The organism is Sanguibacter sp. Z1732 (assembly GCF_051020515.1).
Taxonomy (GTDB): Bacteria; Actinomycetota; Actinomycetes; order Actinomycetales; family Beutenbergiaceae; genus CALKWS01.
The window spans coordinates 3,772,920-3,786,516 of the sequence record NZ_CP194857.1; the positions used below are offsets into that span (position 1 = coordinate 3,772,920).

Consider the following 13,597-nt stretch of genomic DNA (forward strand, 5'->3'; position numbering starts at 1 on the left):
GGTCTGATGCACAGCCTTCGCTGCAGCACGCTGAGCGCCGCACATCGTGACACCCGCGCAGCGGTCCCGGCTCCTTCGGGTTCACCGTGAATTGACGCGATCACGCTAGGTCGTGGTTGCGCCTGGAGGGAGGAACTCGCAGTACGCCGTTAACCGGTGGGATCGCACCTAGCCTCGGAGCTGTCCACTCGCGAAGGAGACGCAGTATGGAGAAGCGCACATTCGGCACCGGCCTGGAGGCCGCGGCGATCGGATTCGGTTGCATGGGGCTCAGTCACGGATACGGCAAGAAGGTCGCGGACGAGCACGGTATCGAGGTGATCCGCCGCGCAGTCGAACTCGGGGTGACGTTCTTCGACACCGCCCAGGTCTACGGCCCGTTCGTGAACGAGGAGCTGGTCGGCAAGGCCCTTGCCCCCGTCCGTGACCAGGTCGCGATCGCCACGAAGTTCGGTTTCGACTTCGTAGGCACCCGCGAGTCCGGGCTGAACAGCACACCGGAGTACATCCGCACGACCGTGGACGCTTCACTGCAGCGCCTCGGCGTGGAGAAGATCGACCTGCTCTACCAGCACCGCGTCGACCCCGACGTGCCGATCGAGGACGTCGCCGGCACCGTCAAGGAGCTGATCGAGGGCGGGAAGGTCGGTCACTTCGGCCTGTCCGAAGCAGGCGTCGCCACGATCCGCAGCGCGCATGCCGTGCAGCCTGTGACGGCGCTGCAGAGCGAGTACTCCCTGTGGTGGCGTGAGCCGGAGGTCGAGATCCTGCCGACCCTGGAGGAACTGGGGATCGGCCTGGTGCCGTTCAGTCCGCTCGGCAAGGGTCTGCTCACCGGAACGGTCGACGGTTCGACCGTGTTCGCTGACGGGGATGTTCGTGCGACGCTGCCGCGGTACAGCGAGCAGAGCCGCGCCGCCGGGGCGCAGCTTGTCGACCTGGTCTCCGAGATCGCCGGGCGCAAGGATGTGACGCCTGCGCAGGTTTCCCTGGCCTGGCTGCTCTCGCAACGACCGTGGATCGTGCCGATCCCCGGCACGACGAAGATCCACCGCCTGGAGGAGAACGTCGGCGCATCTACCGTCGAGTTGAGCGACGAGGAGCTGGCGCAGCTGGCCGAGCAGTCCGCCCTGATCGATACGACGGCTCCGCGCTATCCAGAGAAGATGCAGAAGTGGATCGACCGCTGACCCACCTGAACGCGAAGTGCCCCGCGTGCCGTGAGGCACGCGGGGCACTTGTCTGTGCGGACCCGCCGTCGAGGACATCTCAGCGGCGGCCTGCTGGTCAGGCTTCGGGGATGTCGCGGTGGAAGTTCTCCAGCGTGATGATGTCGGGGTCCGGACCGCTGCGGACGCCGGTGTCGAGTCCGTCGATCCGAGTGAGCTCCTCGTCGGTGAGCTCGAAGCCGAAGACGTCGAAGTTCGCGGCGATGCGCTCGGGCTTGACCGACTTCGGGATCGCGGAGCGGCCCTGCTGCAGGTGCCAGCGGATCATGACCTGCGCCGGGGTCTTGCCGTGCGTGGCCGCGATGTCGCCGATCACCGGGTCATTGAACGTCGAGCGGCTGGAGTCTCCGCGGTAGCTGGTGATCCCGCCCATCGGCGACCAGGCCTGGGTGAGAACGCCATGCTTGGCGTCGGCCTTCTGCACGTCAGGTTGGGTGAAGTAGGGGTGAACCTCGACCTGATTGACGGCCGGGGCGATCTCGGTCTCGGCGAGCAAGCGCTCGAGCACATCGGGCATGAAGTTGGAGACGCCGATCGCGCGGACCTTCCCGTCCGCGAGGAGCTTCTCCAGCGCCTTGTACGCGCCGACCGTCTTGGCGAAGTCCGCGGTCAGCGGCTGATGCAGCAGCAGGAGATCGATCTGGTCCACGCCGAGCTTGCCGGCAGACTTGTCGAAGGAGTGCAGGGCCTCGTCGTAGCCGTAGTCGGAGATCCACAGCTTCGTCTCGATGAACACCTCCGAGCGGTCGATGCCGGAAGCGCGGATCCCTTCGCCGACCTCGCGCTCATTGAAGTACGACGCGGCGGTGTCGATGAGGCGGTATCCGACGCGCAGCGCCTCAGCGACCGAGGCGACGGTCTCCTCGGGCGGGGTCTGGAAGACGCCGAAGCCCAGGGCGGGCATCTCGACGCCGTTGTTCAGAGTGATGGTCATGCTCTCTCCTCGTGGTGCGTGGTCTGGTCGCTGGCGGCGAGGCTTCCCAGCAGTGCCAGGCGGTCCTCGCTCGGGGTCCCGGGTTCGGCGGTGTAGCCGAACATGAACCATTCGGGGTTGGCCGGGAAGTCCATCGCCTCGTACACCAGCTCGAGGTCGCCGACCTCGGGGTGGTGGATGCGCTTGATGCCGGTGCGGTGGTGGCGCACATCGTGGGCTGCCCACCGCACTCGGAAGTCGTCGCTGCGGGTGGCGAGCTCGCCGATCAGGTCGGTCAGGTGCTTGTCCCGGGGGCTCTGCCCGGCGTAGGTGCGCAGCGAGGCGACGATGTTGGTCGCGCTCTCTTCCCAGTCGGGGAAGAAGATGCGGGAAGCGGGGCTGAAGAAGACGAAGCGAGCTGTGTTGCCACGGCTGGCCGGATCCTCCAGCAGCGGCTTGTACAGGGCTCGGCCCATCGGATTGCCGGCCACGAAGTCCATGCGCCGGTCCCGCACCCACACGGGCATCGCGACGGCGTCGATGAACCGCTGCAAGCTCGGCCGGAACGGCTGCTCGGCCTTCTTCCGGCGCCGGGCGGGTTGGGAACCGGCGGCCTCGGCGAGGGCATGGAGGTGGTCGGTCTCGGCCTCGTCCAGGCGCAGCGTTCGTGCGAGGCTGTCGAGAACCTCGCTCGAGACGCCACGGAGGTCGCCGCGTTCCATCCGCGCGTAGTACTCCACGCTGACGCCGGCCAGCATGGCGACCTCCTCGCGACGCAGGCCCGGCACCCGGCGCCGGCTGCCGGGAAGAATTCCTGCCTGCTCCGGCGTGATGCGGTTCCGACGGGTGCGCAGGAAGTCTCCGACCTCGTCCTTCTGGTTCATGCCCTCCACGCTACGGACCGCCGCCGCTCCGAGGGAGGAACTGGCAGTGCACGGATAAGCAGGCCCTCCCGGAAGCAGCTGAGCGCCTGTGGACTGGCACCGTGACCGAGATCAGCCGAAGGACCCTCGTGGGCGCGACCGGACTTGCCGGGCTCGCGACCCTCGCCGGTTGCGCGCCGCCGGATGACTCTCGCTCCGCCGACCCACCGCAGACACCGGATGAGAGTCCCGACATGACACCCAGCGCTGCACCGTCCTCCGGCGCGAGCACCCTGCTCGTCTACTTCTCCCGGGCCGGCGAGAACTACTGGGAGGGCGGACGCCGTGACCTCGAGGTGGGCAACACCAAACGTCTTGCTCAGATGATCGTCGAACGAATCGACTGCGACGAGTTCGAGATCCGCGCCGCCGACCCGTATCCAGAGGCCTACGACCCGACCGTCGAGCGCAACCAGCGCGAGCAGAACGACGATGCCCGCCCTGGCCTCGCGGGAGAGCTCCCGGACGTCAGTGGCTACAACGCGGTGCTGCTGGGCAGTCCGGTGTGGAATGTCCGTGCCCCGATGATTCTGTCCACCTTCCTCGAGGGCGTCGATCTCTCTGGCATGCGGATCCTGCCGTTCGTCACCTACGCCGTCTCTGGCATGAGCGAGATCGACCAGGACTACCGTGACACCCTGCCCGAGAGCAACGTCGCAGACGGTCTCGCTGTCCGCGGAGAAGACGTCGATTCCGCCGCCGCCGACCTCGAGGCCTGGCTCCGGACGAACGGTCTGATGTAGGGCCATCCGCTCGGGAGGGGTGCACTGCCAGTGCCTTCCTCGGCCACCGTCGCGCTGATGCGATGAGGGAGACCGGCCCCAACACAACCGTAGGAAGACTCGAGCCTTGGCAGCACACCGAACTCCCGTCGCATCGTCCGGCATGGGGACAGTCACCTCCCGTGCCACCCGGAGAGCCGCCCTCACTGCAGAGCTCAGCTCACACTCGCTTCCCACCCCTTCCTGAACCTTGATGGAGCGCTCCCCCGGGCACGGTCCTGGGTTGGTGCGTGGCGTCTGCCGCAGCTCAGCCGTGACAGCCAAGCACCCACAGGTGATCACCCGATATCGAAGTCGCGAAAAGCTACAGTTTTACGAGACGCCCCGCTCGACGAGCATGGCGCCGGCACGATGTGAATGTCCGAAGTCGTCTGCACAGGCGACCTGTATGTTCGAGGCAGTGTGCAGCGGAGTTTGATCGCCCGGCGTGTCCGTACCCGTGTGCACGGTCGGCTTGTTGTTCCATAGTCCTGTGCACGACGAAGCGGTCGCTGAGGACCGGGTTCCTGAGCGTGGTCTGCTGACCGTCCCCGATGCCGTGTGGGCGGTCGCAGTGCGCCGGGCGGAGGTGATCGGCCCGCTGGCCGAGGCCGGGACAGCCGGTGAGGAGGTGGTGGAGGCGGCCGCCGAGCAGCTGGGCATCTCACGCCGGCAGGTCTATGTCTTGCTGCGCCGGTGGCGCGAGGGCCAAGGCGTGGTCTCCGATCTGATCCCGGGGCGCTCCAGCGGTGGCCGCGGCGGCCAGCGGCTGTCGGCCGAGGTCGAGGCGGCCATCCGCGAGGTCGTGCGCAAGCACTACCTGACCCGGCAACGGAAGACGACCGCCGCGGTACACCGCGAGATCACGCGGGTATGCCGTACCCGCGGCCTGCCAGTGCCTTCACTCGGCGCGATCACGCGCCGCATCGCTGGCCTTGACCCGCGCGCCGAGACAACAGCCCGTCAGGGAGCAGACGCGGCACGGTCGCTGGAGTCGGCCGGTGGGCAGGTGCCACCGATCACCGGGGTGTTGGAGCAGGTGCAGATCGACCACACCGTGGTGGATCTCATCGTGGTCGATGAGCACCACCGTCTACCGATCGGGCGGCCGTACGTGACGGTCGCGATCGACGTCTTCTCTCGGTGCATCGTGGGCCTGGTGATCACCTTGGAGGCACCCTCGGCGCTGTCGGTGGGGTTGTGCCTGGCGCACATGGTCACCGACAAGCGGGCCTGGCTGGAGCGCCTGGGGATCGAGGTGAACTGGCCGATGGCCGGCAAGCCTGGCGAGCTGTATCTGGACAACGCCGCGGAGTTCAAGAGCGAGGCCCTGCGGCGAGGCTGTGAGGAGCACGGGATCACGCTGCGCTACCGCCCCCTGGGACGTCCGCACTACGGCGGGATCGTCGAGCGGGTCGTCGGCACGCTGATGGAGATGGTCCACGAGCTGCCCGGCACGACGTTCTCCAACCCGGCCCAGCGCGGCAGCTACGACTCCGATGCCAAGGCCACCTTGACGGTCGCGGAGCTGGAGAAGTGGCTGGCCCTGGCGGTGGCGAACTACCACGGGACGGTTCACGGCACGACCGGGCAGACGCCGCAGGCCCGCTGGGTCGCCGGCGCGGCCCAGACGCCGGCGGTGGCCGTGGCCAACGAGACCGCGTTCTTGGTGGACTTCCTGCCGGTGATCCGCAGGACGCTGACCCGCACCGGGTTCGTCATCGACCACGTGCGCTACTTCAGCGACGCGCTCAAGCCATGGATCGCCCGCCGCGGGCAGCTGGACCGGTTCGTGATCCGCCGCGACCCGCGCGACATCAGCCGTATCTGGGTGCTCAACCCCGAGGGCGAGTCCTACCTGGCGGTGCCCTACCGGACGCAGTCCCATCCGGCGGTGAGCGTGTGGGAGCACCGCGCCGCGGTGGAACGGCTCCGGGCGGAAGGCCGGGCGCAGGTCGATGAGGAGGCACTGTTCCGGATGGTCGAGCAGATGCGCACCATCACCGACACCGCTAGGTCCACCACGCGCAAGGCCCGCCGCGACGCTGAACGCCGCAGGAAAGCGGGGGCCGCAGACTCTTGGGACAAGCCCGCCGCGGCGGGCCCGCCTGACGACACCCTTGCTGATGGTGCCAGCAGGGCCAGCGCCTCGGATACGGCGTCCGTGGCGCCGTTCGAGGTGATCGAGCAGTGGTGAGCCAGGGCCAGGACCGGACAGTCGAGGACATCGCGGGTGACGGCCTGGATCATCTGCACGAGAGCGCCCGGCCGGTGGCCCGGCTGCGGCGGAGGAGCGGGTGCGGCACGTGCGCGCCGACCGGTGGATCGGCTACTCCCGCGCCACCGCGGCGCTGGAGCGGCTGGAGACGCTGTACGCGTGGCCGGGCAAGCAGCGCATGCCCAACCTGCTGCTGATCGGGCCGACGAACAACGGCAAGTCGATGATCATCGAGAAGTTCCGCCGACTCCACCCGCCCACGTCCCACGCCGATCGTGAGCAGATACCGGTGCTGGCGGTACAGATGCCCTCAGAGCCCTCGGTGATCCGGTTCTACGTCGCGCTGTTGGCCGCGATGGGAGCACCGCTACGCCCGCGCCAGCGCCTGGCCGACCTGGAGCAAGCCACCTTGGCGCTCCTGCGCGCGGTCGGGGTGCGAGTCCTGGTCATCGACGAGCTGCACAACCTCCTGGCCGGGCGCGGCGAGACCCGGCGCGAGTTCCTCAACCTGATCCGGTTCCTGGGCAACGAGCTGCGCATCCCGCTCGTCGGGGTCGGGACCCGCGAGGCCTATCTGGCGATCCGCTCCGATGACCAGCTGGAGAACCGCTTCGAGCCATTCACCCTGCCCCGCTGGGAACCGAACGAGGAGACCCGCACACTGCTGGCCAGCTTCGCCGCCGCCTTCCCGCTACGGCGCCCCTCGACGATCGCCACTGAGGACATGGCCCGCTACCTGCTCTCCCGCAGCGAGGGCACCATCGGAGAACTCACCCACCTCCTCACCGACGCCGCGGTGGCAGCAATCGAGTCCGGCGAGGAGGCGATCAACCAACGCACTTTGCTCATGGCGCCCTACGTTGGCCCCACCGAACGACGCCGGATGTTCGAACGCGAGCTGGCATGACCGCTCGCTGGCCCCTGCACCCACCACCGGGTGAGGGCGAGGCGCTGACGTCCTGGCTCAGCCGACTGGCCGAGGTCTACGGCTTGAGCGTCGAGGAACTCATCCGGCACAACCTCGCACCGGACCTCGATCTTCCCGACCACCACACCAGCACCCTGGACCTGAACCCACCCGCAGTGGTGCTTCCCGCGCTGACCGCCCGCACCGGCGTACCGCTGGACCAACTGCGCCAGATGACGATCGCCGGCCAGGTGCCCTGGCTCCTGGACACACTCGATTCCGAGCCAGTGCCCGGGGAAGCGTTCGACACCTACGTCCACCAGGACTCGGTGCTCCTGACCGCCAAGGAACGCCCCCGGCGGGAGGTGCCCGGCTGGCGTGCCTGGTTGCCGACCGACCCCAAACGCGGGCCGCTGCGCCGGGCCTGCCCGACCTGCCAAAGAACCTCCGCGGCCGGCACCTTCGGATTCACCCTGATCTCCCAGCTCCCGCTCACGCTCAGCTGCCCGCAACACGGCTGCTACCTCGACCCCGCCTTCGGCGGCCTTGGCGCCTTCGCCGCCTGGGAGAAGCAGGACACCCGCGCCCGCACTGCACCGGCCGCGGTCCTCGTCATGGACGCACGCACCCACCAGGCCCTGCACACCGGCACGGTGACCCTGCCGCGCCGATCCGTGCACGCGGGAGTGTGGTTCCGGCTGCTACGCACCCTCATCGACGAGCTCTCCGGCCCCGTCTCGGCGCTGCGCACCCGCTCCCACCGAAGCGTCCGGCGCATCTGGCACACCGCCGGTCACCCCGTCCGCGCCGGCATGGTCGCTCCCTGGCACCCCTACGAATCGCTGCCCTGGCCCCGACAGCAGATGCTTCTCGAAGCTGCCGCCGCCACCCTTAACCTCATCGAGACCGGCGAAGTCACCGCCCACGGCACCCTCGCATCTCTCCTGAGTCCTGAGCCTCACCGGCCCGTCCCCGACGGCACCCCACCCGACCGGCACTACTGGCAGGAAGCCGAGGACGCACTCAACACGGCGATCGCGCTCGCCCAGGAAGACCCCGTCGCCGCCCGCCAGCTGCTGGCCACCCTCACGGCCCTGACTCGCAGCGAGGCGACCTTCCAACGTGCTCGCGATGACCTAATCGCCCTCGGCATCCCGGACGACCACCTCCCACGGACGCTGGCGGAGCAGCGTGCACGCCAGGTGCCGGCCGGGCCGGAAACGACTGTCACATCTTGACAGATGGAGACCGTTCGCAGGACGTAGAATAGATGACGGGTTAAGTGACATGGACGCTCCGGACAGCCGTCACGCTGCGGACTGTCACGCAATCGGTCGTATAAGTGATGGGTGGGAGGCGCCTCGTGCTGGTCGGCTACATGCGGGTCTCGAAGGCCGACGGATCGCAGACCACGGACCTGCAGCGCGATGCGCTCCTGGCTGAGGGTGTCGACGCCGAGGCTCTGTACGAGGACCGGGCCTCGGGCAAGAAGGAGGACCGTCCCGAGCTTGCGGCGTCCCTGAAGTCCCTCCGTCGCGGGGACACCCTGGTGGTGTGGAATTGGATCGGCTCGGCCGCGACCTGAGACACCTGGTCAATATTGTCCATGACCTCACCCAGCGTGGCATCGGGCTGAAGGTCCTCACCGGGCAGGGCGCGGCCATCGACACCACCACCGCCTCCGGCAAACTCGTCTTCGGCATCTTCGCCGCCCTCGCCGAGTTCGAACGCGAGCTCATCTCCGAACGCACCATCGCTGGCCTCGCCGCCGCTCGCGCCCGCGGCCGCAAAGGCGGGCGCCCCTACAAGATGACCCCCGCCAAGATCCGCCTCGCCATGGCCTCCATGGGACAACCAGACACCAACGTCAGTGACCTGTGCAAAGAACTCGGCATCACCCGACAGACTCTCTACCGCCACGTCTCGCCCACGGGCGAACTCCGCGAGGCCGGACACAAGCTCTTGGCGCAGAGCCGGCGCAAGTGACAGGCCAACCTCGACTCCTGGGGCCGGGCCAAGCGCGGGATGACGATGGCAGCGTGTTGCGCTGGGGGTACACCCGCGCAACAGATCCGTTGCAAACGGTCTAACACCCCAACGCAACAGAGTCGCCCGCCATGCGGTGCCACGGGCCCGTGACCTTCGGGGTCACAGGTAGCGGCAGACATTCTCGGGGGAGCACGTGGCCGGGTCGCCGGCGGCGGCGTGGTCGCGCAGGGCGGCGATCGTGGTGCGTAGCTGATCGAGCTCGGCGAGCTGTCGCTCGATCACCTCAAGGCGGGTGTCGAGCAGGTCGGTGACGTGCTGGCAGGGGGCCTGCCCCCGGTCGCGGATGTCCAGCACCTGACCGATCTGGGCCAGGGTGAGCCCGGCGGCTTGGCCCCGGCGGATGAAGTCCAGCCGGGCGAGCACCTCGGGGCCGTAGTCCCGGTACCCCGCCGGGGTCCGGTCCGGGTCGGGCAGCAGCCCGACTTCTTCGTAGTACCGCAGGGTCTTGGTTGTCGTGCCTGACGCCTGGGCCACCTCACCGATCCGCATGCCACTCATTCTGCCTTGACCTTCCAGTGCACTGGAAGGTCGATCCTGAGGACGACGAAGGAGGAGCTCGTGACGGTAACGGCTAGAGGTAGGTCGTATGACCTGGCAGTGATCGGGTCCGGTGGGGCGGCGTTCGCGGCCGCGATCCGCGCCACCAACCTGGGCAGGCGGGTGGTGATGATCGAGCGCGGCACCGTCGGCGGTACCTGCGTGAACACCGGGTGTGTGCCCTCCAAGGCCCTGCTCGCGGCCGCCGAGGCCCGCCACATCACACTCGACGCCACCCGGTTCCCCGGCCTGCCGGCCCCCGACGTCCGGCCGGTGAACATCGCCGCCCTGGTCGCCGGCAAGGATGAGCTCGTCGGATCACTGCGCAGCGAGAAGTACCTCGATCTTGCTGCCGAGTACGGGTGGGACCTCCTCCCCGGGGACGCCATGTTCGTCGGCACACCGACCCAGCCGGCACTTCGCGTCACCGGCCCTGACGGCACGGTGGAGACCGTCCGGGCCGCGCACTACCTCATCGCCACCGGCTCCAGCCCCTGGGCGCCGCCGGTCCCCGGCCTCCAGGAGGCCGGTTACCTGACCTCGACCACCGCGATGGAGCTGGACCACGTCCCAGAGTCGCTGCTGGTCATCGGCGGCGGTTACGTCGCCATGGAGCAGGCCCAGCTCTTCGCCCGGCTCGGCGCCCGGGTCACCATGCTGGTCCGCTCACGCCTGGCGCCCCACGAGGAACCCGAGGCCGCCACCGCCCTGGAGGAGATCTTCGCCGACGAAGGCATCGAGGTCATCCGCGGGGCGGTGCCCACCGCGGTCCGTCGCGACCCGGCCACCGGCGAGGTCGCGGTCACCGCCACCACCGCCGCCCATGGCTCACAGGAACTGCGGGCGGCCGAGGTGCTCGTCGCCACCGGGCGCCGCCCGGTCACCGGCACCCTCGGCCTCGACACCGTCGACGTGCGCACCAGCGACCACGGCGCGGTGGTCGTCGACAACCACCTGCGCACCACCAACCCGGCATCTGGGCCGCCGGAGACATCACCGCCCACCCGCAGTTCGTGTACGTCGCCGCGGCCCACGGCACCCTCGTCGCCGACAACGCCCTCACCGGCGCCGGCCGTGAGGTCGACCACCGCCACCTGCCCCGGGTCGTGTTCACCAGCCCCGCCCTGGCCGCCGTCGGCATGACCGACCAGCAAGCCTCCGCCGCCGGGATCCGCTACGACAGCCGCGTCCTGTCCCTCGCGCACGTCCCACGCGCGATCGTCAACCGCGACACCCGCGGGCTCATCAAGATGGTCACCGACGCCGACACCGGCCGCATCATCGGCATCACCGCCCTGGCCCAGGACGCCGGCGACCTCGCCGCCGCCGGGGTCTACATCCTCGAGGCCGGCATGACCACCGACCAGGTCGCCAACCTCTGGAGCCCCTACCTGACCATGGCCGAAGGCCTGAAGCTCACCGCCCAGGCCTTCACCACCGACATCACCAAGCTCTCCTGCTGTGCAGCGTGAACCGGCCCCACACTGGGGCACCGATAGGGGACCGACGCGCCCGCGGGCGCGGGACAAGAAGACACCCTCTGGGAGGCCGGCACTAGGTCCGGTGTGGGAGTCACTCGGTTGCGATCGGTTCGAAGGCCACCTTTACGTGCTCGACCCGACGAGGACGGCCGTGGACGACGCGATGACTGCCTTGCGGCGTCACCGTGGTTTTCCATAGAGGGCGGGTCGGACAGAGGTTGTTGGACGAGAAGACACGATAGGCCAGCAGGTGCTGTATAGTCAGCGCATGCTGACTATTGCTTCGCGGCTGGACGTGATGAACCGGTTGGGCAGGGCGATGGCCGACCCGACCCGCTCCCGGATCCTCATGACGCTCCTCGAGGACCCCAGCTACCCGGCGGTGCTCGCCCGCGACCTGGGCCTGACCCGGTCGAACGTGTCGAACCACCTGACCTGCCTGCGGGACTGCGGCCTCGTCGTGGCCGAGCCCGAGGGGCGCCAGACGCGCTACGAGATCGCCGACCCGCACCTGGCGGCGGCGATGACCGCGCTGGTCGACGTGACGCTGGCCGTCGATGAGAACGCCTCGTGCGTGGATGCCGCCTGCGCGGTGCCCGGCTGCTGCCCGACCGGGACCGTGGCATGAGCGCGACCACCCAGGCGCCCGTCGAGGAGCTGGCGAGCGACGACGAGCACGAAGCCCCGTGGTGGGCTGACCGCGCCGTCATGATCCCCATCGCCTCGGGGGCTGCCCTCGTCGCCGGGCTGGCCTGTGAGTGGTCCGGCGCCCCGACGGCAGCGCTCGTTCTGTTCTGGGTCGGCCTGCTGCTCGGGGCATCCACGTTCGTCCCGGGTGCGCTGCGCAAGCTCGCCACGGGCAAGCTCGGCATCGCGCTCCTCATGACGATGAGCGCCACCGGCGCGGTCATCCTCGGCCACGTGGAGGAGGCCGCGGCCCTGGCCTTCCTCTACTCCATCGCCGAGGCCCTGGAGGACCGGGCGATGGACCGCGCGCGTGCCGGGCTGCGCGCACTGCTCAAGCTCGTGCCCCAGAGCGCCACCGTCCTCACCGACGGTCAGAGCGTGACCGTCCCGGCCCGTGACCTGACCGCGGGGCAGGTCATGGTCATCAAGCCCGGTGAGCGCATCGCCACCGACGGCATCATCCGTACCGGCCACAGCAGCGTGGACACCTCGGCCATCACCGGTGAGTCCATCCCCGTCGAGGTCGGCCCGGGTGATGAGGTGTCCGCCGGGGCGATCAACACCACCGGAGCCCTGCAGGTCGAGGCGACCGCGGCCGGCACCGACAACTCCCTGACCACGATCGTGAGCCTGGTCGAACGCGCCCAGGCCCAGAAGGGGCAACGCGCGCGGCTCGCCGACCGCATCGCCCGCCCGCTCGTGCCCGGCGTCCTGGTCCTGGCCGTGCTGGTCGCGCTCATCGGCTCACTCGCCGGTGACCCGCAGACGTGGATCACCCGCGCCCTGGTGGTGCTCGTGGCCGCCTCCCCGTGCGCGCTGGCGATCGCGGTGCCGATCACCGTGGTCTCCGCGGTCGGCTCGGCCAGCAAGTTCGGCGTCATCATCAAGAGCGGGGCCATCTTCGAACGCTTCGGGGACATCGGGCACGTCGCGTTCGACAAGACCGGGACCCTGACCAGGAACCAGCCCACCGTCACCGCCGTCGTCCCCACCGCCGACGTCACCGAGGAGCAGGTCCTGGCCTGGGCCGCGGCGCTCGAGCAGCACAGCACCCACCCCCTCGCCACCGCCATCACCCAGGCCGCCCCAGGAGCCCCCGCCGGTCAGGGCATCACCGAGGAAGCCGGTCACGGCATCCACGGCACCATCGACGGCGGCGAGGTGTGGGTCGGCAGCCCCCGCTGGGTCGACCCCGGCGACCTCACCGACCGAGTGCGTGACCTGGAGGCCCAAGGGATGACCGTAGTCGTCGTCCACCGCGACGGCACGGTCGCCGGGGCGATCGGGGTGCGTGACGAGCTACGTCCCCGAGGTCCCCCAGGTCATCAAGACCCTGGCGGGCCAGGGCATCGGCGTCACGATGCTCACCGGCGACAACCAGCGCACCGCGCAGGCCCTCGCCGCCCGGGCCGGCATCAGTGACGTGCGCGCCGAGCTGCGCCCCGAAGGCAAGTCCGCCGCCGTGGACGAGCTCAGCGTGCGCCGGCCCACCGCGATGATCGGTGACGGCATCAACGACGCCCCCGCCCTGGCCGCGGCCGACGTCGGGATCGCGATGGGAGCCACCGGCTCGGACGCCGCGATCGAGTCCGCCGACATCGCCTTCACCGGCCAGGACCTGCGCCTGCTGCCCCAGGCCATCGCCCACGCCCGACGCGGGCGGCGCATCGTCAACCAGAACATCGTCCTGTCGCTGCTAATCATCGCTGCGCTGCCACCCCTGGCCATCACCGGCGTCCTGGGCCTGGCCGCCGTCGTGCTCATCCATGAGGTCGCCGAGGTCCTGGTCATCCTCAACGGCCTGCGCGCCGCACGCACCCACCAGCCCGCGCTCGGACGCTGACGCCGTGGGCCAACGCGGCCGCACTGACCCACCGCCGGCGGTCCGGCGC

9 protein-coding genes and 3 pseudogenes are annotated in these 13,597 nt (G+C 69.4%); 9 read left to right on the forward strand and 3 right to left on the reverse strand.

Annotated features, from left to right (window positions below; translation table 11 throughout):
• Positions 1-206: 206 nt before the first annotated feature.
• Positions 207-1,190, forward strand: coding sequence for an aldo/keto reductase (locus ACRRRO_RS19605; RefSeq protein WP_424792961.1), 984 nt, complete (start codon positions 207-209; stop codon positions 1,188-1,190).
• A gap of 97 nt (positions 1,191-1,287) precedes the next feature.
• On the opposite strand, the gene ACRRRO_RS19610 is transcribed toward ACRRRO_RS19605, so the two are convergent.
• Both ACRRRO_RS19610 and ACRRRO_RS19615 read right to left on the reverse strand, forming a co-directional pair.
• Positions 1,288-2,163 carry an aldo/keto reductase gene (locus ACRRRO_RS19610; RefSeq protein WP_424792962.1) on the reverse strand — a complete coding sequence of 292 codons (876 nt, stop codon included), beginning with the start codon at positions 2,161-2,163 and terminating at the stop codon, positions 1,288-1,290.
• Positions 2,160-3,026, reverse strand: a complete 867-nt coding sequence (locus ACRRRO_RS19615) for a helix-turn-helix transcriptional regulator (RefSeq protein ID WP_424797653.1) — start codon at positions 3,024-3,026, stop codon at positions 2,160-2,162. Before ACRRRO_RS19615 ends, ACRRRO_RS19610 begins: the two co-directional genes overlap by 4 nt.
• 233 nt (positions 3,027-3,259) lie before the next feature.
• On the opposite strand from ACRRRO_RS19615, the gene ACRRRO_RS19620 reads away from it, so the two are divergent.
• The 5 genes and pseudogenes from ACRRRO_RS19620 to ACRRRO_RS19640 all read left to right on the forward strand — a co-directional run bounded on the left by ACRRRO_RS19620 (position 3,260) and on the right by ACRRRO_RS19640 (position 8,937).
• A complete protein-coding gene (locus tag ACRRRO_RS19620) occupies positions 3,260-3,808 on the forward strand; it encodes a flavodoxin (protein WP_424797652.1) in 549 nt (182 codons plus the stop codon).
• 511 nt (positions 3,809-4,319) lie between these two features.
• The gene (locus tag ACRRRO_RS19625) at positions 4,320-6,023 is read left to right on the forward strand and encodes a Mu transposase C-terminal domain-containing protein (protein ID WP_434080735.1); all 1,704 of its coding nucleotides are present in this window, start codon (positions 4,320-4,322) and stop codon (positions 6,021-6,023) included.
• 100 nt (positions 6,024-6,123) lie between these two features.
• A complete protein-coding gene (locus tag ACRRRO_RS19630) occupies positions 6,124-6,951 on the forward strand; it encodes a TniB family NTP-binding protein (RefSeq protein WP_434080736.1) in 828 nt (275 codons plus the stop codon).
• On the forward strand, positions 6,948-8,189 hold the full coding sequence (locus tag ACRRRO_RS19635) for a TniQ family protein (RefSeq protein ID WP_424791524.1): 1,242 nt from the start codon (positions 6,948-6,950) through the stop codon (positions 8,187-8,189). The genes ACRRRO_RS19630 and ACRRRO_RS19635 overlap by 4 nt, the downstream gene beginning before the upstream one ends.
• Positions 8,190-8,314: 125 nt before the next feature.
• Positions 8,315-8,937 (forward strand): annotated as a pseudogene (locus tag ACRRRO_RS19640) (recombinase family protein).
• A 162-nt stretch (positions 8,938-9,099) separates the two neighbouring features.
• Here the strand turns inward: ACRRRO_RS19640 and ACRRRO_RS19645 are convergent.
• Positions 9,100-9,489, reverse strand: coding sequence for a heavy metal-responsive transcriptional regulator (locus tag ACRRRO_RS19645; protein ID WP_424791522.1), 390 nt, complete (start codon positions 9,487-9,489; stop codon positions 9,100-9,102).
• A 69-nt stretch (positions 9,490-9,558) separates the two neighbouring features.
• On the opposite strand from ACRRRO_RS19645, the pseudogene merA reads away from it, so the two are divergent.
• The 3 genes and pseudogenes from merA (at position 9,559) to ACRRRO_RS19660 (ending at position 13,548) form a co-directional block, all read left to right on the forward strand.
• Positions 9,559-11,009: pseudogene (gene merA / locus ACRRRO_RS19650) on the forward strand (mercury(II) reductase).
• 277 nt (positions 11,010-11,286) lie between these two features.
• Positions 11,287-11,646: a Cd(II)/Pb(II)-sensing metalloregulatory transcriptional regulator CmtR gene (gene cmtR / locus ACRRRO_RS19655; protein ID WP_424791520.1), complete on the forward strand. Its 360-nt coding sequence runs from the start codon at positions 11,287-11,289 to the stop codon at positions 11,644-11,646.
• Positions 11,643-13,548 (forward strand): annotated as a pseudogene (locus ACRRRO_RS19660) (heavy metal translocating P-type ATPase). The gene cmtR and the pseudogene ACRRRO_RS19660 overlap by 4 nt, the downstream one beginning before the upstream one ends.
• Positions 13,549-13,597 lie beyond the last annotated feature (49 nt).